Here is a 23414-nt window from a genome sequence, read left to right on the forward strand (position 1 = left end):
AATAGCGACGTTATTTTATATTGCTTTTTTAGAATAAAGATAATTCTTCGGGATGACAGGTGTTGTAAAGTTACTTTTTTTGTGTTTTGGGAGGGACGATAATGCCTTATGAAATTGTTTTTACTAAAATTATAGTTGTATCGGGCATCACTAAAAATGGTGATTTTTATTTTTCTTAAAAAGATTTTATTGTTGATTTTCAGTTGTTTGTTGTTTTTATTTGTAAAATTTTAACTTATGAGTATCAAAGGTGTCTTTTGATTAAAATTGGATGCTTATTTTTAGTATTTTTGCCGTCAAATTTAATTTGAATCTGATGTTGAAATGCATTAAGAATTTAATTATCTTTTATAGATAGGTTTTTGTAACCAACAATAGTTTAAGAAATTGAATACAGACATAAGAATTGCGGTGATTGGTTTGGGATATGTTGGTTTGCCTTTGGCCCGATTGTTTGCTACCCAATTTCCTGTGGTAGGATTTGATATCAATGAAGCAAGGGTTCAGGAGTTACAGTCCGGTATAGACAGTACCCTCGAGGTGGACGATGAAACTTTGCAAAAAGTATTGGTTTCAAGTCCAACTGGTCAAAAAGGGTTATATTGTACTTCACATGTAGCCGATATTGCCAATTGCAATTACTATATTGTTACCGTCCCGACTCCAGTGGACAAAAATAATCGTCCTAATTTAGTACCACTTTATAAATCCAGTGAAACTGTTGGTTCGGTTTTGAAAAAAGGGGACATCGTTATCTATGAATCGACCGTATATCCGGGAGTAACAGAAGAAGAATGTGTGCCTGTTTTGGAAAAAGTTTCTGGTTTGCAATTTAATGTTGATTTTTTTGCCGGATACTCGCCGGAACGAATCAATCCAGGTGATAAAGAGCATACTGTTGAAAAAATCTTAAAAATCACTTCGGGATCTACGCCTGAAATTGGACAAAAAGTGAATGCGCTTTATCAATCGGTCATCACAGCGGGAACTCATCTTGCCTCTTCTATAAAAGTGGCTGAAGCCGCTAAAGTAATCGAAAATTCTCAACGGGATATCAATATCGCTTTTGTCAACGAATTGGCCAAAATCTTTAATATTCTGGATATTGATACTACTGCTGTTTTAAAGGCAGCCGGAACTAAATGGAATTTTCTGCCTTTTAAACCAGGTTTGGTTGGGGGGCATTGTATAGGTGTTGATCCTTATTATCTGGCACAAAAAGCTCAGGAAAAAGGGTATCACCCCGAAATAATATTGGCTGGTCGTCGGTTGAATGACAGTATGGGAGAATATGTGGCTTCGCAGGTAGTGAAATTAATGATTAAAAAAGGAGTAACTATTAATGGAGCCAATTTGTTACTATTAGGGATTACTTTTAAGGAAAATTGCCCTGATGTCCGGAATACGAAAATCGTGGATGTAGTAAAGGCGTTGGAAGACTACGGGATTCAGGTTACGATTTTCGATCCTTGGGCTAATCCAGCCGAAGTGAAACATGAATATGGTTTGACAATGATTAATGAGGTACCAAATGCAACTTTTGATGCGGTTGTCCTTGGTGTTGCCCATACTGAATTTAAAGATTTAGATATTCATTCGTTGAGAAAAGCACCTAGCGTGTTGTATGATGTGAAAGGGGTTTTGGGTAATGGTGTTGATGGGAGATTGTGAAAAGTGAGTAGTGAAAAGTGAATGGGGAATCGTAACCTCTCGTCCCTCGACTACGCTCGGGATGACGTGCTCGAGGTGACATGCTCGAGGAGGCAATCTTATTAAGTTAAGAAAATAGAAAGCAGATAAGAGAAAATTGAATATAGAAAATAGACAAAAAAGCTAAAAATGAAAAAGATACTAATTACAGGAGGGGCGGGATTTATCGGGTCGCATGTTGTTAGGCGATTTGTTACTAAATATCCTAATTACAAAATTTTTAATTTGGATGCTTTGACTTATGCCGGGAATTTGGAAAATATAAGGGATATTGAAAATGAACCGAATTATATTTTTGTAAAAGGAGATATTACTGATGAAAGTTTTATAAATGGTTTGTTTGAGGGGCAACAGTTTGACGGAGTGATCCATTTGGCTGCTGAGTCACATGTGGATCGATCTATAGAAGATCCGTTGGCATTTGTAAAAACCAATGTGATTGGGACTATGAACTTGTTGAATGCTGCCAAAAAACAATGGTCAGGAAATTTTGAAGGAAAACGTTTTTACCATGTGAGTACTGACGAAGTTTATGGTTCGCTGGGAGCTGAAGGATTGTTTACAGAGACCACTCCTTATGATCCAAATTCTCCTTATTCAGCTTCGAAAGCGAGTTCGGATCACTTTGTAAGAGCATATGGGGAGACCTATGGATTGCCTTATGTAATTACCAATTGTTCCAATAATTACGGACCCAATCATTTTCCGGAGAAATTGATTCCGTTGTTTATCAATAATATTATCAATAACAAACCATTACCGGTTTACGGAGATGGAAATTATACGAGAGATTGGCTGTTTGTGAAAGATCATGCTTTGGCTATTGATTTGGTTTTTCATGAGGGAAAAAATCATGAGACCTATAATATTGGTGGATTTAATGAATGGAAAAATATTGATTTGGTAAAGGTATTGTGCCAAATTATGGACCAGAAGTTAGGTAGAGCTGCCGGTGAATCTGCTCAATTGATTACTTATGTAAAAGACAGACCTGGTCATGATTTGCGTTATGCGATTGATGCTTCAAAAATTAACACGCAATTGGGGTGGAAGCCTTCTGTAACTTTTGAAGAAGGACTGGAGATAACTATCGACTGGTATTTGAATAATCAGGATTGGTTGAATAATGTGACTTCGGGGGAGTATGCTAGTTATTATGAGAAGCAGTATTCTTAAAATCCGTTATCTGTTATCTGTTATCGGTTTTCAGATATTTGTAAGGGGTGCCAGTGATGTGTTTTGGGTTAAAGGTAAATGAGTATTTGTTTTTCTGTTAGAGCAGATTAATTGGAGTGAAAATTTGGTTTGCGAATAAATTTAAAGTTTATGAAGAGCTACAAAGATTTGGAGATTTATAAAAAAGGATTGAGTTTGTTTTTTGAAACCCATAAAATGTCCTTGCTGTTACCAAAATATGAAATGTATGAATTGGGAAGTCAGTTAAGAAGAGCTTCGGATTCTGTAATTACAAATATTGTGGAGGGATATGGACGAAAAAGATATAAGGCTGACTTTATACGTTTTTTGGTTTTTTCTCATAGTAGTAATTTGGAAACCATTAATCATTTAGAGAAAATTACAGTTTTGTATCCAGAACATTTCGGAGTAGTTTCTAGATTAGTTTCAGAATATGATGTATTAGGTGCTCAGATCTATAAGTTCTTATTGTATATAGAGAAAAATTGGAATGAGTTTGATTAATTAACATTTCTCCGTTGTCGGTTATAAGTTTTCAATTCTTGAGGACAGACAACAGAAAACAGACAACAGAAAAAATGAATTGGTACGTTGTATATACTAAGCCTAAGTGGGAGAAGAAGGTTGCGGAGCGGTTGAATGAGATTGGGATTACGGCTTATTGCCCTTTAGTAATTAAAGAGCGTCAATGGTCGGATCGGAAAAAGAAGATAGAGGTGCCCTTGTTTAATTCGTATATTTTTGTCCAAGTGGACGAAAAGGAGAGAAATTCCATTTTTGAAATTCCGGGGGCAATTCGGTATTTGTTTTGGTTAGGGAAACCTGCTATAGTAAAAGAAAAGGAGATTCAGGCTATTCAGAATTGGTTGAGTGTGCCGGATACTTTTGATGTGATGGTGGACAAGTGGCAAAAGGGAGATCGAATCGTTTTGGAGTCAGGTCCATTTTTGGCTCAGTCTGCTATAGTTCAGGAAGTGAAACAAAATCATTATGTACTTGTTTTGGAATCTTTGGGATGTATTCTTAAGGTTGAGAAGAAGGTTAAGTGAGTTGTGAATTGTCGGTTGTGAGTTGTCGGTTTTGGGTTAAATATTTGATGATGAGTTGTATCATATTTTTTTATTTATTTCTAAACGAAATGTTAACATAAAATAGTAAAACTGTAATATTAAAGAGTAGGAAATCTTCTTTTTTTGACTAGTTTTGCAAATTCTTTAAAAAAAGGTGACTCACATGGGACTCACAGTGGCGAAGCCGTGGGAAAAGGTATCGGTTCTCGATTCAATTTAAAAAGCTGTCGCATTTAAAATTTACTCGAACTGACGAGGTTAGAATTAGAAAGTTGTCGCATTTACCAGTTTTAGAAGGTTTTTAGGAAATACGAATAGCTTTTTGAGAAAACGTATCGTCCCTCGACTCCGCTCGGGATGACAAGTTCTTTAAATGAAAAAAATATAATAAAATAAATATATAAAATACAGTATTTATAAATATGAGAAAATTAATTACGGTAATTGTCCTTTTTGTGGCTCTTTTTCAAAGTTCTTCTTTGATGGCGCAAGATATTTTGAAGGGGAATGATTTGAGCACGGTGCGTGTGGATTATTTATCTGACGGAGATATTGCGAAAATAAAATCACAATTGCAAAGTAATAATGTGACAATTGATCAAGCGGAGTCTATGGTATTATCTAAAGGGATGAGTGCTACGGAATTTGCGAAATTGAAAAAGCGTTTGGCTCTACCAGAAACTGCTAAAGCTACTACAGATAAAAAACTGATTAAGAAAACGACTAAGGATTCCGATTCTGAAGATCAAGAGGATGATAGTGAAGATGCAGTGCGAAAACAAGAAAAGATTGAAAATAAGAAAATTAAAGATGATTCTAATTCTCTTGTTTTTGGATCTGAATTGTTTGATAACCCTACTTTGAATTTTCAACCCAATTTGAAATTGGCGACTCCAGTTAATTATGTTTTGGGACCCGGGGATGAATTGCAAATCAGTGTCAACGGCGTTCAGGAGTTTAGCGATAATGTCCCTGTTTCTGTTGAAGGGAAAGTTACTATTCAATATGTAGGTCAGATTTCGGTATCAGGAATGACTATCGAGGCAGCTACCCAAAAAATCAAGGGTGCTATTTCGAGAGTATATAGTACAGTTCGTTCCGGCCAGTCCCAGGTAGGGATTAGTTTAAGCCGCATCCGTACTATAAAAGTCACTATTATTGGAAGTAAGCAACCCGGGAATTACTCGATTTCTTCTTTAGCAACCGTTTACAATGCCTTGTTCTTGGGAGGAGGTCCAAGTAAGAATGGAAGTTACAGAAATATTGAGTTGATCAGAAATAACAAAGTATATAGAAATATCGACATCTATCATTTTTTAGTTAAAGGAGATCAATCTGATAATGTGGGGTTAAGAGATAACGATGTGATCCGGATTCCAGCTTATACGAACAGAGTGACCGTAGAAGGGGAGGTAAAACGTCCGGGTATTTTTGAGATGAAGAAGGGAGAGCATTTTTCAGATCTTTTGAATTTCGCTTCCGGATTTAATGAATTTGCCTATACCGCTTCGGTCAATGTTTTGCAAAAAACAGGGAAAGAACTTAAGGTTGCCGATATACATGCGGCTCAATATGGCAGTTATCTTCCTTTGAATGGAGATGTTTTTAGAGTTACCAAAATTTTGAACCGATTTGAAAATCGAATTGTTATTAACGGTGCCGTGTTCAGACCTGATACTTATTCTTTTCATCAAGGGATGCGCGTTTCGGAATTGGTTAAACAAGCTGAAGGGTTGAAAGAAGACGCTTATTTAAAAAGAGCAAGGATTATTCGTTTAAAAGAAGATTTGACTACTGAGATTGTTAATGTAGATTTAGGTAAAGCTATGTCGGGTGATTTTAATGCTGATTTGGCACTTAAAAAAGAAGATGTAGTGACGGTGTATTCTATTTTGGATTTCAAAGAAGAATATAAAGTGACGATAGACGGTGAAGTTAAAAAACCGGATGTTTATGATTATCAGGAGAATTTGACTTTGAATGATTTAATTGTGGCTGCCGGTGGTTTGACAGGGTCAGCGTCTAAGCGAGTTGAAATCGCAAGAATGATCAAGGCGGAAAACATCGATGATACGAATCCTAATAAAGTTGAATTGTTTAATGTCGAGATTTCACCAGAATCGAATGAACAAGCGACTAATTTTGAATTGAAGCCTTTTGATGTTGTTAATATCAGACGATTGGCAGTTATTGAGAAACCTGAGATGGTAACTGTATCCGGATCGATAGCTTATCCCGGGAAATATGTTTTGGCCAGTAAAAAGGAAAAGATATATGACGTTATTCAGAGAGCAGGAGGGTTAACCTCATTGGCCAGTTTGAACGGGGTTAAAGTTAAAAGACCTATCAAAAAAGAACAAATTGAGAATTTAGAAAATATAAATCTGAATTTGGGTAAAAAAGACAGTATTCAAAATAAATTAAAAAAGAAATTCAAAGAAGATTTGAAGTATGCCACTATTCCTGTTGATTGGGAAAAAGTTGCCAGAAATCAAAATGGTAATGCAAATATAACTTTGCAGCCTGGAGATGAGATAGAGGTTTCGGCTTTCAATGAAACGGTTAAAGTTGCCGGAAATGTTCTTTTGACTTCGGAGATTCCTTATAGAAGAGGAAGTGGATTTAATCATTATATAGATGCTGTGGGTGGAATTGACGGAAAAGGCTGGAGAAATAAGGCTTATGTTATTTATCCGAATGGGGAAGCGGCCGTAAGTAAACATTTTTTATTTTTCAGATCCAGTCCAAGAGTTGAACCCGGTTCACAAATAATTGTTCCTGAAAAACCTGAGACAAAGAAAATGACGACTGGGGAGTGGGTTAGTATTGGGAGTGTGATTACGAGTTTGGCTTTGTTGATTGTTACGGCGTTTAAGTAGTAGGCGATTGTGGGTTGTAGAGGGGTTTACTTTTTTCCTTGATGAAAAAAGTAACAAAAAAATCAATCCTGAATATTTTTACATCAAAAATTATCGGATAGATTTTCTCTATCGTACACCCAGCCGTTCGTGCCGGGCACTCACTCGGGGTGCACTCCCTACGGCCGGCGCGCAAATCCTTACCGTAATTTTTTGATGTAAAAATATAAGGGAGGTTATTGAAGATTATTCATTATCTGTTGTCTATTGTGTCCCCAGCCGTTCTTGCAGGTTAGGGTATTCACTTGGATCTCCTTCCGGTCGATGTACAATCCTTACCGTGTTTTTTGAGGTAAAAATATAATGGCGGTTATGGATTGTGGTTTATCGTCTATCGATTTCGATCAGGATGACTCGCTCGAGGTGGCAGATGGTATCAGTTTTTTGTTATTGCTTAACTGATTTCTGTTATGAGTTTTAAATTTTGGATTGATAGAATAGCTTTGATTTAATTTTTATTATATGAAAGTAGGAATAACTTTTAGTGCTTTTGATCTTTTTCATGCGGGGCATGTTAAAATGCTTGAAGAGGCAAAGTTACATTGCGATTATTTAATTGTAGGTCTGCAGACAGATCCTACACTCGATCGTCCAGAAAAAAATCAGCCGGCACAAACTGTCGTTGAGCGATACATACAATTGAAAGGCTGTAAGTTTGTAGATGAGATTGTTCCGTATGCAACAGAGCAGGATTTGGAAGATATATTGCGCTCTTTTAAAATTGATGTACGGATTGTAGGTGATGAATATCGCGAACAGAATTTTACTGGAAGGATGTATTGCGAAGCAAAGGGAATTGAATTGTATTTTAATACCAGGGATCATCGATTTTCCAGTTCAGGATTAAGAAGAGAAGTACATCAAAAAGAAATGGAAAAGATTAAATAATTAAGAGTAAAGATTAGAGAAAATAGGTAAGAAGCTGAATAATAAAATTTCAGCGATGAGAACTGAAAAAGGAATTATGAACGAACAAAACCCTAACGACGAAATATCCTTAAAGGAATTACTGGAAAAAACTAAGGAATGGTATGCTTATTTGCTGAGTCAATGGAAAATCATTGTATTGGCAGGAGTGATGGGGGCTGTTTTGGGGTTGGCTTATTCTTTTACAAAGAAACCAATTTATACGGCAACCTTAACCTTTGCATTGGAAGATGAGAAAGGTAGTGGTGGAGGTCTGGGGTCATTAGCCAGTTCGTTTGGGATTGATCTTGGGGGCGGTGGCGGAAGTATATTTACCGGTTCCAATTTGACCGAATTGTTCAAGTCCCGTACAATGGTGGAGCAAACTTTGATGACTCCAGTTACCGTAAACGGGAAAGTTATTTCGCTGGCTGAAATGTATATTCAAAATAATAAGTGGAGAGAAAAATGGAGCGATAATCCTAAATTCAAAAATATTCAATTTTTGCCCGGTACTAAGCGTAAGTATTTTACACGGGTACATGACAGTATTTTGGGAGTGATTTATCAGGATTTGTCCAAGACTTCATTATCAGTTGCGCAAAAAGATAAAAAGATAGCGATTATATCGATGGATGTCTCTTCAAATGATGAATTGTTTTCCCTTCGATTTTGTGAAGCGCTAGCGAGGCAAGTTGGTAAATTTTATGTAGATACCAAAAGCAAAAAGGCCCGCATGAACATGGAAATTTTAGAACACCAGGTTGATTCTATCCGTGCTGAATTGAACGGTGCTATTACGGGTGTGGCGGTTGCAAACGATAATACTTTTAATTTGAATCCTGCGCTCAATGTTCGACGAACCCCTTCTGCTAGGAGACAGGTAGATGTTCAGGCTAACACTGCTATCTTGACTGAATTGGTGAAGCAGGCTGAATTGGCAAAAGTGACTTTGCGAAAAGAAACTCCTTTGATTCAGGTTATAGATCGACCTATATTGCCTTTGAAAGTTGAGAAATGGGGGAAAGTGATGGGAGTGTTAATTGGTACAATATTAATGTTTTTTTTCACTGTATTTTATTTGATTATTAGACGATTTTTAAAGGGGATTCATGGATAACTAAGATTAAGGTTTAAAATTTATTTGTTTATTAGGCGGTTGGATTTAATAATAATATGTTTTTATTACTAATTGTGATTCCAAATAGAGTCCTGAAGCTACTTTTATTGCCATAATTTATAACTGAAATATTAATGAGAATAGGAATAACTTTTAGTGCTTTTGATTTATTTCATGCAGGTCATGTAAAAATGTTGGAAGAAGCAAAACGACAATGCGAATATTTGATCGTTGGTATACAAACGGATCCCACAATAGATAGACCAGAAAAGAATAGACCTGTACAAACTGTGGTAGAGCGTTATATACAACTGAAAGGTTGTAAGTTTGTAGATGAAATAGTGCCATATGCAACAGAGCAGGATTTAGAAGATATTTTGAGAGCTTTTAAGATTGATGTGCGAATTGTTGGAGATGAATACCGGGAGAAAGATTTTACAGGTCGTATGTATTGCGAAGCAAAAGGGATTGAATTGTATTTTAACACGCGTGACCATAGGTTTTCGAGTTCTGGATTGAGAAGAGAAGTGCATCGAAAAGAAATTGAAAAAAGTTAAAACTTTTTAAATTAATTAAAAGTAGATAATGAAACCAAATATTATTAATTTTCCTAAAATACAAGATCCAAGAGGGAATCTTACGTTTTTACAACATTCAAACCAAATTCCATTTGAAATAAAAAGATGTTTTTGGACGTACGATGTGCCTGGCGGTGAAATAAGGGGAGGGCATGCGTATAAAAATCAAAAGGAGATTATTATAGCTCTAAGTGGAAGTTTTGATGTTATAATAACAAATCTGGATGGGAGTGTTGAAAAGTACTCTTTGAATAGAAGTTATTATGGCTTATATTTACCTGCCAAAACATGGAGACATATAGAAAATTTTTCAACAAATTCTCTAGCTTTACATGTTTCTAGTGAATTTTTTTCTACAGAAGATTATATTAGAGAGTTTGAGGAGTTTAAAAATGTTATAGATGCAGAGTAGAAGTACTGTTTTTGAATGTAACCTATTACATTTACATCAAATTGGCGATAGAAATGGACATATTACAGCTGTGAATAATAATAGTGAGGTCCCTTTTGCTGTAAAAAGGATTTTTTATTTGTATGATATTCCTGGTGGAGAATCAAGAGGGGCGCATGCTCATAAGGAATGTCATCAATTTTTGGTAGCGGCAAGCGGTAGTTTTGAAGTTCTATTGGATGATGGACAAACAAAAAGGCAAGTTATGCTAAATAGGCCAGATTTGGGTCTGCATATACCACCAGGCATATGGGCTTCAGAAATTAATTTTTCGAGTGGTTCTATTTGCTTAGTACTTGCTTCACATGAGTATGATGAGGGGGATTATATTAGGGATTATGAAGCATATTTAAAGTATACATTATGATTGAAAAAGAGTTTGTTTTAAAAAAATACGGTTTGACTACTAGATTAGTGACTGAGAAGGATGCTGAATTTATTGTGAAATTGCGGAGCGATGAAAAGTTAAGTCTTTTTTTAAATAAAACAAATTCCAATATAGATGAACAAGAAAAATGGATTAAACAATATAAGATTCGTGAATCTAGAGGTGAAGAATACTATTTTGTGTTTTTAAATGAAGATTTGCCAATAGGGCTTTGTCGTTTATACAAATTTGAGCCCTTGTCGTTTACTATTGGGAGTTGGATATTTTCTAGTGATGCGCCAAAAGGAACTGCACTTTTGGGGGATATTATTACGAGAGAAATTGGATTTGATTTATTTCCGCAAAAAAAGTTGAAATTTGATGTAAGAAAAGGTAATAGAAATGTTTTAAAGTATCAGCATATGTTTAAGCCTAAGGTTGTTGATGAAGATGCTGAAAATTTTTACTTCGAATTACATAAAGTAGATTTTGAAAAATATAAAGTCAAATTTTTAAGAATGTTAACGAATTAAAATTATGAATAATATAGAAAAGTATAGTGCTATTTTTTGTGAAGCATTGGAAGTTGAAAATAAAGATCTTGAAGGTCTTAAATATCAAGATGTAATAGGTTGGGATTCAATTGGGCATATGAATTTAATTTCAGAATTAGAGGAAGGCTTTGATATTATGTTGGAAACAGATGATATTGTTGACTTTTCTTCATTCGAAAAAGGTATGGAGATATTAAAGGAGAAATATGGGATTCAGTTCTAGATTGCTTAGTGGAAAAGTAGCGTTGGTTACTGGTGCTGGAAAAGGTATAGGTAAGGCCATTGTTGAAAATTTTCTTGAAGAGGGTGCAAAAGTATACGCTGTTACCAGAACAATAAATAGTCTTTCAGAATACTCTAGTAATGAATTGCTGATTCCATGTTATTTAGATGTGACTGATCAAGGGGCAGTCAAAGAATTATTTATAAAAATTAAGAAGGAAGAGAATAAACTTGATATCCTTGTTAATAATGCTGGAGTAATGCAGGATTCCTTACTAGGAATGATTACAGAAAAGCAAATTCAAGAAACTTTTTCAGTTAACGTTTTTGCTGTTATTAATTTTATGCAGTATGCCAGTAAATTAATGAAAAAATCAGAAAGCGGCTCCATAATTAATATTTCTTCAGTTATGGGTATCCATGGTAATCGAGGGCAATTAGTTTATTCTGCGAGTAAAGGAGCTATAAATTCTTTGACAAAATCTGCTTCAAAAGAATTAAGTATGTATTCTATTCGAGTTAATGCAGTGGCGCCTGGAGTAATTGAAACAGAGTTGATTAAAAATATATCGGATGTTATAATGGAAAAAAAAATCTCTCAAATTGGTATGGGTAGAATGGGGAGTCCTTCAGAAGTGGCCGATACTGTTGTTTTTCTTGCTTCCGATTTATCGAAATATGTAAGTGGACAAATTATCGGTATAGATGGTTCAATGTCTTTTTAAAATTTAATTAATGACTTCAAATTTTTTTGATAAAAGTATAGCAATTGATGATTCGGGTAATCATTTAATTAATTCTGATTTGGATTATCTTAATGAGAAATTCAAAGGTATAATTGGAGAAAGGAAATTATTGTTTTCGTTATCCAATAACACCATAGGATCTTTGTGTGGGTATCTTTCTTTTTATCATACTAAAAATGTTCCATTATTATTAGATGCGACGATTGATCTTCAATTGTTTAAAGAATTGATGGAAAAATATAAACCTAATTTTTTATGGGTTCCTGCTAAAAGAGATGATATAATTTCTAAATATGATGCTGTCTTTGAAAAATATGGTTTTGTTTTATTGCGAACTTCTTTTGGGATAAAACATAAATTATTTCCTGAATTGGCATTACTACTTACAACTTCTGGTTCAACAGGAAGTCCTAAATTAGTTAGGGTTACATATAAAAATATTATATCTAATGCTAACTCAATTGGCGAATATTTAGGAATAACGCAGGACGAAAAACCAATAACTTCCCTTCCAATGTATTATTCGTTCGGATTATCTGTTATCAATAGTCATATTTTAAAGGGAGCTACCATTTTACTAACTAATCGTAGTATTATGGAAAAAGAATTTTGGCAATTTTTAAATGATCATCAAGCCACTTCTTTAGCAGGAGTTCCTTTTACTTATAAAGTTTTAAAAAAATTGCGATTTTTTAAAATGGAACTGCCATCCCTTAAGACATTATTACAAGCTGGAGGCAAACTTTCAGAAGATTTAGTTTTTGAATTTGCGAATTATTGTAAAAGTAGAAATAAAAAATTTTTTGTAATGTATGGCCAAACAGAGGCTACTGCAAGAATGAGTTATCTACCTAGTGAAAGTGTCTTAGATAATATTTCCAGTATTGGTATTCCAATACCAGATGGAGAATTTCAGATAGTTGATGAAAATGGAAAGAATGTTGATAAAGCAAACGTTTTAGGAGAGTTGGTTTATAAAGGAGATAATGTTACTCTTGGTTATGCTGAATCTTATGATGATTTATCAAAAGGAGATGAAAATAAGGGTGTGCTTTTTACAGGTGATTTGGCCAAGCGAGATGGGCACGGCTTTTATCATATAGTAGGAAGAAAAAAAAGATTCATCAAAATTTTTGGTAATAGAATTAATCTTGATGAAGTGGAGCAATTAATTAAAACTATTGTTGATGACGTGGCTTGCGTAGGAGAAGATGATAATATGATTATATATACAACGCATAAAAACTACGCTCAGGAGATAAGAAGTTTTATCTCTTTAAAAACAGGATTAAATCATAGTGCTTTTTTAGTTAAAGAAATTGACGAGATACCGTTAAACTCCTCAGGCAAAATTCTTTATTCCGCTCTCACTTTAAATTAAAGAGCTAAATGTTATTTCAATTTTAAGCTAGATTCATTATGAATGGAATTGCACAAATGGAGGGACTTGATCCATATTCTCTTTCAAGCGAAAATAAAAAAGAAATGTTAAATTCTATTTTAAAAGAATTAACGATAAATCATTACAATTCGTGTTTGGAGTATAAAAAAATGTTAGATGCTTCCAATGTTAACATTGAAGAATTACCTAGCTATGAATATTTACCTTATTTACCAGTTAGATTATTTAAAGAATTAGATTTATTAAGTATAGAATCTGATGATGTTATAAAGACAATGACTTCATCTGGTACTTCAGGGCAAAAAGTTTCTAAAATTTTTTTAAATAAGGAGACTGCATCTAGTCAGACTAAAGTATTAACAAAAATAGTATCTTCTTTTATTGGTAAGAAAAGAATACCAATGTTAATATTAGATAGTTCAGAAGTTGTTAGGAATAGAGCCATGTTTTCAGCCAGAGGTGCTGGTGTTTTAGGTTTTTCAATGTTTGGATCTAAAAGACTCTATGCTTTAGATGATAAAATGAATCTGAATATAGATGAAATTGATGCTTTTTTGAATGAGTTTAAAGGACAGCCTATTTTTGTTTTTGGCTTTACATTTATGATTTGGCAACATTTTTACAAAGAATTAGTTAAAACAGGCTACAAACCTGATTTATCTAAAGCTATTTTAATTCATGGCGGTGGTTGGAAAAAATTAGTAAGCGAATCTGTTTCAACAGAGTCATTTAAAGAAGCTTTGTATGATGTATGTGGCATAAATAAAGTTTATGACTATTATGGTATGGTTGAGCAGACGGGATCTATCTATATGGAATGTGAACATGGGCATTTGCACACATCCATTTTTTCGGATATTATCATTAGGAGACCAACAGATTTTTCTATTGCAGAAGTAGGAGAAGCGGGTATAGTTCAAGTAATTTCAGTATTGCCTGAAAGTTATCCGGGACATCTTCTTTTAACAGAGGATGAAGGTATTTTATTAGGAGAAGATAATTGCTATTGTGGGCGTTTGGGTAAATATTTTAAAATTTTAGGAAGAATAAAGGATGCAGAAATACGAGGATGCAGTGATACTTATGCAGAACAATTTTAAAGGTGTAGATATATTATTTCCAGATTTTTTGGATATTAAATGTTTAACAAATGGAGATAAAAATGCTCCATATTCAGATGAAGTTGTTGATTTTTTAAATCAACTTTCTTCAGTTTTGATGAAAGATTCTGAATCAAGAGCATATCCTGATGTAATTACTTTTGCTTTTTTTTGTAGAAAAGCGAATATTCTCAATTTGAAGAAAAAATATGAGTCAAATAACATACGATTTGGTAGAGGTTTGTTATTTCATATTGCGCCTTCCAATGTGCCAGTGAATTTTGCATATTCACTTATATGTGGCTTGTTATCAGGTAATTCAAATATAGTTCGTGTGCCGTCTAAAGATTTTAAGCAAGTTGATATTATCTTAAAAGCTTTAAAAAAAGTGACTAAAGATCTATCTTTTAAGCTTTTTGAAGAAAGAATTTTGTTAATTAGGTATAATAGGGGGAGTGATGTTACTAAATATTTGTCAGCTATTTGTGATGTTCGCATAATATGGGGAGGTGATGAAACTATTAGTTTGATAAGAAATAATAATCCTTTAGCACCTAGAGCTTTCGATATAACATTTGCAGATCGATATTCAATTTGTGCGATTAATACGTTAAGTTATCTAAACGATGTAAATATCAATGGAACGAAGGAATTTGCCAGTAAAATAGCTGAGCTTTTTTATAACGATACTTATCTATTTGATCAAAATGCATGTACTGCCCCCCATTTAATTGTTTGGGTAGGAAATATAGACAAGGTTGAAGAGGCAAAAAAAATATTTTGGTCAGCTATGAGCAACCTTCTTAAAAGTAAGTATAATGTATCTTCCATTTTAGCAATTGATAAATTAACTAATTTTTATAGGCAAGCTGTTTTTATGGATATTAATAAGGAAGTTGACTCTGATAATCTGTTGTGGAGAGTTAGTGTAAATGATTTGACAGAGAATATTGAAAATTTTAGGTGTCCTGCGGGTTATTTTTCCGAATTTTATGCAGAGAACTTAAATTTTATATCTAAAATAGTTAACAAAAAATATCAAACAATGGCTTACTATGGTTTTGATAAGGAGGAATTATTATCATTTGTTAATGACAAATCACTTTCAGGAATAGATAGAGTGGTTCCTATAGGCAAAACTACCGATTTTTCTTTAATTTGGGATGGTTATGATTTGGTTAATATGTTAACAAGGCAGGTTTCGGTTTTATAATTAATTATATATAAAGTAATGATTAAATTTTTAGATTTACAAAAAATAAACGCGCAATATAAAACAGAACTAACACAGGCTTTTAATCGTGTTTTAGATTCTGGCTGGTATATTATGGGAGCCGAGTTAAAATTATTTGAAACAGATTTTGCTAATTATTGTGGAACAAAACATGCTATAGGGGTTGCAAATGGTTTGGACGCACTCATTCTAATTATTAGAGCGTATAAAGAAATGGGAATATTTCAAGATGGTGATGAGATTTTAGTCCCATCAAACACTTATATTGCGAGTATTTTGGCTATTTCTGCTAATAATTTGGTGCCAGTTTTAGTTGAGCCAAAGCTAGAGGCTTTCAATATTGATGTTTTATTAATTGAATCAAAAATTACTTCGAAAACAAAAGCGATATTGCCAGTCCATCTTTATGGACAATTATGCGATATGCCCGTCATTATTACAATTGCTAAAAAGTATAATCTTAAAGTTATAGAGGATTGTGCTCAAGCGCATGGAGCAATATTAGAAAATAAAAAAGCTGGTAATTGGGGAGATGCAGCTGGTTTTAGTTTTTATCCAGGCAAAAATTTAGGTGCTTTAGGAGATGCAGGAGCAATTACCACGAATGATGATAATCTAGCAAGCTGTTTAAGAGCATTGTTAAACTATGGATCTCAAGTAAAATATAAGAATTTGTATAAAGGTGTAAATAGTCGTTTAGATGAATTGCAGGCAGCTTTACTAAGTGTTAAATTGAAAAATTTAGATGTAGAAACTGCCGTTAAACGTAAAATAGCTGAAAGGTATTTAACTGAGATAAAAAATCCAAAAATCACTTTACCTGAAGTTACAATTGATTCGGCTCATGTTTGGCATTTATTTGTAATTATGACAGACAAAAGAGATGAGTTACAAGAATATCTGAATGATAATGGAATTCAAACTGTAATTCATTATCCAATACCCCCACATAAGCAAGAAGCTTATAAAGAGTGGAATGATATGAGTTTTCCAATTTCAGAATTAATTCATCAGACGGTTATAAGTTTACCTTTAAGTGCTGTTATGACATCTGAAGAAGTAGATGGAGTTATCAATGTTTTGAACGCTTATTAAAGTAAAATTTTGAAATTAATTAAAACTTCTTTATTTTCTGGGATTATTACACTTATTCGTATTTCGTCAGGATTTATTTCAAGCAAGGTAATTGCTATTTATACAGGTACAAGCGGAGTAGCTTTGGTGGGTGCTTTCTCAAATTTTATAACTATAGTACTTACTTTCGCAAATGGTGCAATCAATACTGGGGTTATTAAATATACTGCTGAATATGAAGGAGATAAAGATAAATTGAAATCCTTGTTCAGTACTTCATTAAAAATTAGTTTTTATTGTTCGGGGATAGTTGGTATTTTACTATTATTGTTATCATCTTTTTTGTCCAACTTGGTGTTTGTCACGGACAAATACTCTTATTTAATTAAGATTTTTGGAGGTACAATAATTTTGTATTCACTAAATTCGTTGTTGATCGCAATATTAAATGGAAAGAAACAAATTAAGGTATACACAATTGTAAACACAATAGGTAGTATTGTTGGTTTGTTATTTACTTTAATCTTGGTATATTTTTTCAAGTTGGAAGGAGCATTGTACGCTCTAGTGCTTTCACAGTCAATAGTATTTTTTGTGACAGTTTTTATGATTGCAAAAAGTGATTGGTACAATATTAATTACTTTAAAAATAGATTTGATATAGATATTTTTAAAAAATTGTCTCATTATAGTTTGATGGCAATTGTCACTGCACTGACAGTTCCAGTTTCGCAAATTGTTTTAAGGAACATGTTAATAGGTTCCTTAGGAATAGAATCTGCTGGTATATGGCAGGGAATGATGCGTATTTCAGATGGGTATTTAATGATTATAACAACGTCGCTTTCAACTTATTTTTTACCAAAATTATCGTCGATAAAGAATAATATTGAATTGCGTGATGAGATTTTTAAAGGATATAAATTGATAATTCCTTTCGTATTACTGAGTTGTTTTGGTATTTATTTTTTTAGATTTATTTTAATTAAGCTTTTCTTCACTTCTGATTTTATTGATATGGAACAATTGTTCCTTTGGCAATTGATAGGGGATTTCTTTAAAATTACAGCGTGGGTTTTAGCATATGTCATGTTGGCCAAGTCTATGACAAAGATGTATATATTTTCCGAAATTGTTTTTGGTTTTAGTTACGTGATATTAGGTTATCTTTTTTCTATGGTATTTCAACTTGAAGGAGTTGTTATTGCTTTTGCAGTAAATTATTTTTTTTATTTTTTATTTGTGTTGATTGCTTTTAGGAAATTACTTTTTTAAACAGGAAGATTAATGAATATATTATTATTTGGAGATTATAGTGGTTTGCATAATAATTTGCAAATTGGATTAGAAAAATTGGGACATTCTGTAAAAGTAGCTTCTAATGGAGATGGTTTTAAGGATTTACCATCTGATATTTCACTTGGAAGTTCATCACCAAAATTGCTTGGTAAAATAGATAGATTAATAAGGCCTTTTTTGGAAATAAATTCTTTTCAAGGATTTGATGTAACTCAATTCATAAATTCTAATCCATTAACGGTCTGTAAGGTTAATAAAATTTTGTACGAAAAGATATTGACATTTAGCAAGAAAAATTTTTTATTAGCCTGCGGTGATGATCCTGTTTTCTATAAAAATTTAGATAAATTTAGGTATCATCCTTATTCTGCTATTGAGGATGATGGTATTAGCCATATTCCCACCTATAGTAAGACATATGCCAATATTCATAATTTTTTTGTAGAAAAAGTAGATGGAATTATACCTGTTATGGTGGAATATGCTATGGGCTATAGAGATTATGATAAAGTTACTTGTACTATTCCTTTACCTATTGATACAGACAGTATAGTTTGTAATGAAAATAATTTAATAAATGAAAAAATTCACTTTTTTCATGGCTTAAATAGGCCATTCTTTAAAGGTACTAGTATCATTGAGGAAGCATTATATAAATTAAAATCAAATTATCCTGATGATGTAAAAGTATCTATTGCAGGGAATATGAGTAAAAAAGAATATTTATCGGTCTTAAATGATGCAAATGTTGTTTTAGATCAATGTAAGGGTTATTCTTATGGAATGAATGCTTTGTATTCTTTAGCTAAAGGTAAGGTAGTTATGTCGGGATCGGAACCTGAGGCATTATTTGAATTAGGAATAGAGAGAAATGATTGCCCTATTTTAAATATTCAACCAGATGTAAATCAAATCTATGAACAATTACTTATTTTGTTAGAAAAAAGAGAGCAAATAAAGGATATTGGAATTGAATCCAGAAAATTTGTTGAGAGGTATCATGATTCAAAAATAATAGCAAAGAGATATATTGATATATGGCAAAAATAATTTTTCTTATTAATAGGATATCTGAAGCTGGTGGTTCTGAAAGGGTTGCAACTGTTTTGGCAAACAATCTTGTTAAAATTGGACACGAAGTTTCTTTTGTTTCCTGGATTGGTCCTAAAGAGTGTTTTTTTGATTTAGATAAATCTATTGTAATTCATAATCTTTACGACCATCAAATTAATATTTTTAAGAGCTATTTGCCTTCTTTAATTAAGTACAGGAAAATCATTAATAGTATTAAGCCTGACAAGGTAATCGATGTTTGTACAGCAATGAGTTTATTGTCTATTCCTGCAACCTTGTTTTCGAAAAGTAAAGTTATCACTTGGGAACATTTTAATACTAGTGTAAATTGGAACTTTTTAACTGCAAGATTGTCTAGGTTTTTAGCTGCTCAATTTTCATATAAAGTTGTAACGTTAACTGACACGGATAAGAAAAACTATGAAAATAAGTTTTTTGCTAAGAATGGAATTACTATAAGTAATCCAATTACCGTAACGATAGGTGAGGATGAAAAGGCAGATTTAAGAGCTAGAAGAGTATTAGCAATTGGAAGATTAACAGATCAAAAGGGTTTTGATCTCTTGTTAAGGGCGTGGAGAATTGTTTGTGATTATGAAAAAGAATGGGTACTAACAATCGTTGGCGATGGAGAACTTAAAGATGAATTAATTGCTCTAGCAGGTTCATTAAAATTAGAGAAAAATTTAATTTTTGAAAAACCAACTAATAATATAAGTCAATATTATAAAATTTCTTCGATATATGTGATGAGTTCTAGGTTTGAGGGCTTACCGTTAGTGCTTATTGAAGCAAAGTCATTTGGTTTGCCTATTATTAGTTTTGATTGTAAAACGGGACCTAGGGAGATTGTAAGACACAATATTGATGGTGTACTTGTGCCACCAGAAGACATTGACTTATTAGCAAAAGCATTGTTAGACCTCATGTTAGATATTGAGAAAAGAAAGATTTATAGTGATAAATCATCAGAAGATGTTAGTCGATTTAGTGTTTCAAGTTTTGTTAATAAGTGGCAAGGAATAATTAATTTGTAAAATGATTTATTTATTCATTTTTTTATTTATAATATTTTTCATTGTTTTAGAAGTTAATTTTGATTTAACTATAAATTATAAGTTAGATTATTATTTATTCTTTTTTTTTATAAATTGTGTCCTTATAATAGTTGCTGGTTTTAGGTCAGTAGGTTTTGATTATGACAGCTATATGGATATTTATAAAGAAGTAAGAATTTCAAATTTTATAGAAAATGGAATAGAACTAGGTTTTGCATTTTTAATTACTTTATTCAATTTAATGCATTTTCCTTTTTTTGGATTCACAGTTTTTATTGCTTTAGTAAGTATTACCTTAAAATATATATATTTTAATAAATATTCGCCATATTCATTTATATCATTACTAGTTTATTTTAGTATTACATATTTAATTAGTGATATGGGGCAAATGCGTAATGGTCTAGCATTCGCAGTTGCTTTATGGGCTTTAGACGATTTATTTGAAGAAAAATACAAGTTTTTTTTTTTAAAAGTATTTGTTGCTTTTTTAATTCATTCTTCAGCGATAATTGTTTTTCCTGTTTATTTTTTATTAAGGATGAAATTCTTTAAGCCTATTAATATGGCTTTTGTTTTATTGTGCCTTTTTTACTTTGTTTTTAATGATATTAAAAATCTTTTAATGTTGTTAATAGAAAATGTGCATTTTTCACAATTAGAATCAAGGGTTGCACTTTATGTTTTGACTGAGGAAGAGTCACTTCCTTTAGGCTTGAATCTTTCTTTATTATTAAGATTGTTTATTTTTATAATGATGGTATTTTTTTACGATTTAGGAATAATTCGTTTTAAAAATTATGATAAATTTTTAAGATTGTATTTTTATGGTATTTGTTTGTATATGATTTTTAATTCTGTTAATGAGTTTGCATTTCGTTTTTCAAATTATTTTAAAATATTAGAATGTGTAATTCTTCCAATGTTTGTTTCATTTGGAAAAACAAGATTACAAAAAAATATGATTACTTTATTAATTGTGATTTATTGTTGTTATTCTATTTTTAAGATTCTGTTTGATCCTGTTTTTGGGACACTTTATCTTCCATATAAGAATGTTATATTTAATGTTTTTTAATTTTTTACATGAATATTGAAAAAAAGCACATTGTAGTTGATTGTAGGATGATTAACAAGTCTGGAATTGGAACATACTTGAAAAACATATTACCAGAAATTATTTCTTATGGTAAATACAGAGTGACTTGCTTGGGATATGATGAATTAAAAACCTTCTATTGGTTTGATCAAGTTGTTTTTATCCCTTTAAAGGCTCCAATTTTATCAATCAAAGAGCAGTTTGAATTATTTCTAAAAATTCCTAAATGCGATTTGTTTTGGTCTCCTAATTGGAATGTACCACTTTTCCCTATTAGAGCAAAAAATCGTATTGTTACTATTCATGATGTCTATCATTTGGCAAATGCTTTTCAATTTTCACCATTTAAAATAAGTATGGTTAAATTTTATATGTTTTTTATAAAAAGTAATTATAAAAATGTAATAACTGTATCGGAATTTTCTAAAAATGAAATTATTAAATTCACAAAAATTGTTCCTGATGCTATAACTGTAATTTTTTTGAGTGTTGATGATAATTTTAGTAGTAAGGTACTATTGCCCGAAATTTTGGAAGACTACATACTATATGTTGGCAACGTCAAGCCTCATAAAAATTTAAGATTAAGTTTAGAAGCATTTTCTAAAATTGAAGATAAAACAATTAAATTTTACATAGTTGGTCAAAAGGAGGGTTTTATAACATCTGATAAATCTCTAAGTGAGTATATATTAAATTTAAAAGAAAGAGTTTCTTTTACGGGTTATGTATCTGATGATGAATTGAAAAATTATTACAAAAATGCAAAATTGTTTTTATTTCCTTCGACTTATGAGGGTTTTGGTTTGCCAATACTTGAAGCAATGAAGTTTAAATTACCTATTATTGCATCGAATAGCGCTTCAATACCCGAGGTTGCGGGTAAAAGTGTAATTTATTTTGATTCAACAAATGTAAATGACTTAGTAAGTAAATTGAACGGATTTCTTACAGGAGAAATTAAATGTCAAATTTTAGATTACGAAGATCAGTTAAAAAAATTTAATTGGAAACGTACTGCTCAGCAGCATTTAGATATTTTTGATTCATTTAATTAGTAACCCATTTATATAACTAATGTTTTTAAAGATAATATAAACGCGAATGAAAGTATTACAACTTGGGAAGGCTTTCCCTCCAATTAAAAAGCTTGGTGGTGTAGAAAAGGTAATGGAATATTTCTATTATGGACTAAATGAATCAGGAGTAGAATGTGATGTTTTAGGAGCTAATGATAGTTATGAAAGAAAAGTTGATAAATATGCGCAGCAAGGCTTTGTTTTTAGGGAACCTTTATTGTTCAAGGCAAAATCAACTTTTTTTTCTATTTCATTGATTTTTAAATTACGGAGGATTCAGAATAAATATGATGTTATTCACGTTCATTTACCAGATCCAATGTCTTTAGTAGCCATATTTATTACTAGACCGAAATCTAAAATAGTAGTCCATTGGCATAGTAATATTTTAAGGCAAAAGTATGCATATCTTTTTGTAAAGTATTTTGAATCCTGGTTGTTGAAAAGATGTGATTTAATATTGTGTACAACTCCAAAATATTCCTTAAATAATGAGACATTAGCACCTTATAAAGGTAAAATTTCTTATGTCGTTATTGGATTGGATATTGATATTTCATCTTTAGATAGTAATCTCGAATTGAAAATTAAAACAGAATATGAATCTAGAAAGAGATTAGTCTTTGTAGGCAGGTTTGTTTATTACAAAGGTATAGAATATCTCATTAGAGCTATGAGTTTAGTTGATTCTGATTGTGTACTATTTTTAATTGGTTCTGGCGAATTGAAAGCTAAGATGGAAAATTTAGTAAATGAGTTGGCCATTGGAGATAAAGTCCTTTTCTTAGGAGAAGTTGATGATAATGTAAAGTTTACTTATGTTAAGTCTAGTGATATGCTTGTTTTACCTTCTCTCTATAAAACAGAAGCTTATGGTATAGTTCAAGTCGAAGCAATGGCTTTTGGCGTACCTGTATTGTCAACAAAAATAGAGGGCTCAGGTGTTGACTGGGTGAATAAGGAAGGTGAATCAGGTTTGACAGTTTCTCCTGAAAATAGTGAAGAAATTGCAAAAGCTATAGATAAGGTTTTTTTAAATGTTGATTTTCAAAAAAAAGTATCTGAGGGTGCAAAAAATAGGTATAATATGCTTTTTACTAAAGAGAAAATGATTAACGAACTGGTGTCAAAATATAAAAGTGTTTTAGAGAGTTAA

At 32.1% G+C, this 23414-nt stretch carries 23 protein-coding genes; all 23 read left to right on the plus strand.

Annotated features, from left to right (window positions below; all coding sequences use genetic code 11):
• Window positions 1-387 precede the first annotated feature (387 nt).
• The 23 genes from OZP12_RS05420 to OZP12_RS05530 all read left to right on the plus strand — a co-directional run bounded on the left by OZP12_RS05420 (window position 388) and on the right by OZP12_RS05530 (window position 23414).
• On the plus strand, window positions 388-1671 hold the full coding sequence (locus OZP12_RS05420; protein ID WP_281228023.1) for a nucleotide sugar dehydrogenase: 1284 nt from the start codon (window positions 388-390) through the stop codon (window positions 1669-1671).
• Between the two features lie 168 nt (window positions 1672-1839).
• The gene (gene rfbB, locus OZP12_RS05425) at window positions 1840-2886 is read left to right on the plus strand and encodes a dTDP-glucose 4,6-dehydratase (RefSeq protein ID WP_281228024.1); all 1047 of its coding nucleotides are present in this window, start codon (window positions 1840-1842) and stop codon (window positions 2884-2886) included.
• A gap of 150 nt (window positions 2887-3036) precedes the next feature.
• Window positions 3037-3411: a four helix bundle protein gene (locus OZP12_RS05430; RefSeq protein WP_281228025.1), complete on the plus strand. Its 375-nt coding sequence runs from the start codon at window positions 3037-3039 to the stop codon at window positions 3409-3411.
• Window positions 3412-3485: 74 nt separating this feature from the next.
• The gene (locus OZP12_RS05435) at window positions 3486-3956 is read left to right on the plus strand and encodes a UpxY family transcription antiterminator (protein WP_281228026.1); all 471 of its coding nucleotides are present in this window, start codon (window positions 3486-3488) and stop codon (window positions 3954-3956) included.
• 443 nt (window positions 3957-4399) lie between these two features.
• Window positions 4400-6856 carry an SLBB domain-containing protein gene (locus OZP12_RS05440; protein ID WP_281228027.1) on the plus strand — a complete coding sequence of 819 codons (2457 nt, stop codon included), beginning with the start codon at window positions 4400-4402 and terminating at the stop codon, window positions 6854-6856.
• Window positions 6857-7357: 501 nt separating this feature from the next.
• The gene (locus tag OZP12_RS05445) at window positions 7358-7783 is read left to right on the plus strand and encodes an adenylyltransferase/cytidyltransferase family protein (protein ID WP_281228028.1); all 426 of its coding nucleotides are present in this window, start codon (window positions 7358-7360) and stop codon (window positions 7781-7783) included.
• 55 nt (window positions 7784-7838) lie between these two features.
• Complete coding sequence (locus tag OZP12_RS05450) at window positions 7839-8921, plus strand: Wzz/FepE/Etk N-terminal domain-containing protein (RefSeq protein ID WP_281228029.1); 1083 nt, start codon at window positions 7839-7841, stop codon at window positions 8919-8921.
• A gap of 134 nt (window positions 8922-9055) precedes the next feature.
• Entirely contained in the window at window positions 9056-9478 is a 423-nt protein-coding gene (locus tag OZP12_RS05455) for an adenylyltransferase/cytidyltransferase family protein (protein WP_281228031.1), read from the plus strand.
• A gap of 28 nt (window positions 9479-9506) precedes the next feature.
• Complete coding sequence (locus OZP12_RS05460) at window positions 9507-9911, plus strand: sugar 3,4-ketoisomerase (RefSeq protein ID WP_281228032.1); 405 nt, start codon at window positions 9507-9509, stop codon at window positions 9909-9911.
• Window positions 9901-10317: a sugar 3,4-ketoisomerase gene (locus OZP12_RS05465; protein ID WP_281228033.1), complete on the plus strand. Its 417-nt coding sequence runs from the start codon at window positions 9901-9903 to the stop codon at window positions 10315-10317. The genes OZP12_RS05460 and OZP12_RS05465 overlap by 11 nt, the downstream gene beginning before the upstream one ends.
• Window positions 10314-10850, plus strand: a complete 537-nt coding sequence (locus OZP12_RS05470) for a GNAT family N-acetyltransferase (RefSeq protein WP_281228034.1) — start codon at window positions 10314-10316, stop codon at window positions 10848-10850. Before OZP12_RS05465 ends, OZP12_RS05470 begins: the two co-directional genes overlap by 4 nt.
• 4 nt (window positions 10851-10854) lie before the next feature.
• Window positions 10855-11094, plus strand: coding sequence for an acyl carrier protein (locus OZP12_RS05475; RefSeq protein WP_281228035.1), 240 nt, complete (start codon window positions 10855-10857; stop codon window positions 11092-11094).
• A complete protein-coding gene (locus OZP12_RS05480) occupies window positions 11078-11818 on the plus strand; it encodes an SDR family NAD(P)-dependent oxidoreductase (protein ID WP_281228036.1) in 741 nt (246 codons plus the stop codon). The genes OZP12_RS05475 and OZP12_RS05480 overlap by 17 nt, the downstream gene beginning before the upstream one ends.
• 10 nt (window positions 11819-11828) lie before the next feature.
• Entirely contained in the window at window positions 11829-13220 is a 1392-nt protein-coding gene (locus tag OZP12_RS05485) for an AMP-binding protein (RefSeq protein ID WP_281228038.1), read from the plus strand.
• A gap of 38 nt (window positions 13221-13258) precedes the next feature.
• Window positions 13259-14341, plus strand: coding sequence for a LuxE/PaaK family acyltransferase (locus tag OZP12_RS05490; RefSeq protein WP_281228039.1), 1083 nt, complete (start codon window positions 13259-13261; stop codon window positions 14339-14341).
• Window positions 14295-15554, plus strand: a complete 1260-nt coding sequence (locus OZP12_RS05495; protein WP_281228040.1) for an acyl-CoA reductase — start codon at window positions 14295-14297, stop codon at window positions 15552-15554. Before OZP12_RS05490 ends, OZP12_RS05495 begins: the two co-directional genes overlap by 47 nt.
• Before the next feature lie 18 nt (window positions 15555-15572).
• The gene (locus OZP12_RS05500; protein WP_281228041.1) at window positions 15573-16670 is read left to right on the plus strand and encodes a DegT/DnrJ/EryC1/StrS family aminotransferase; all 1098 of its coding nucleotides are present in this window, start codon (window positions 15573-15575) and stop codon (window positions 16668-16670) included.
• A 9-nt stretch (window positions 16671-16679) separates the two neighbouring features.
• The gene (locus OZP12_RS05505) at window positions 16680-17924 is read left to right on the plus strand and encodes an O-antigen translocase (protein WP_281228042.1); all 1245 of its coding nucleotides are present in this window, start codon (window positions 16680-16682) and stop codon (window positions 17922-17924) included.
• A 12-nt stretch (window positions 17925-17936) separates the two neighbouring features.
• Complete coding sequence (locus OZP12_RS05510) at window positions 17937-18998, plus strand: glycosyltransferase (protein WP_281228043.1); 1062 nt, start codon at window positions 17937-17939, stop codon at window positions 18996-18998.
• A complete protein-coding gene (locus tag OZP12_RS05515; protein WP_281228044.1) occupies window positions 18986-20059 on the plus strand; it encodes a glycosyltransferase family 4 protein in 1074 nt (357 codons plus the stop codon). The genes OZP12_RS05510 and OZP12_RS05515 overlap by 13 nt, the downstream gene beginning before the upstream one ends.
• A gap of 1 nt (window position 20060) precedes the next feature.
• Window positions 20061-21158, plus strand: a complete 1098-nt coding sequence (locus OZP12_RS05520) for an EpsG family protein (protein ID WP_281228045.1) — start codon at window positions 20061-20063, stop codon at window positions 21156-21158.
• 8 nt (window positions 21159-21166) lie between these two features.
• Window positions 21167-22237 carry a glycosyltransferase family 4 protein gene (locus OZP12_RS05525; protein WP_281228046.1) on the plus strand — a complete coding sequence of 357 codons (1071 nt, stop codon included), beginning with the start codon at window positions 21167-21169 and terminating at the stop codon, window positions 22235-22237.
• Window positions 22238-22283: 46 nt separating this feature from the next.
• Complete coding sequence (locus OZP12_RS05530) at window positions 22284-23414, plus strand: glycosyltransferase (protein ID WP_281228047.1); 1131 nt, start codon at window positions 22284-22286, stop codon at window positions 23412-23414.

This window comes from Flavobacterium aquiphilum (genome assembly GCF_027111335.1).
GTDB lineage: Bacteria > Bacteroidota > Bacteroidia > Flavobacteriales > Flavobacteriaceae > Flavobacterium > Flavobacterium aquiphilum.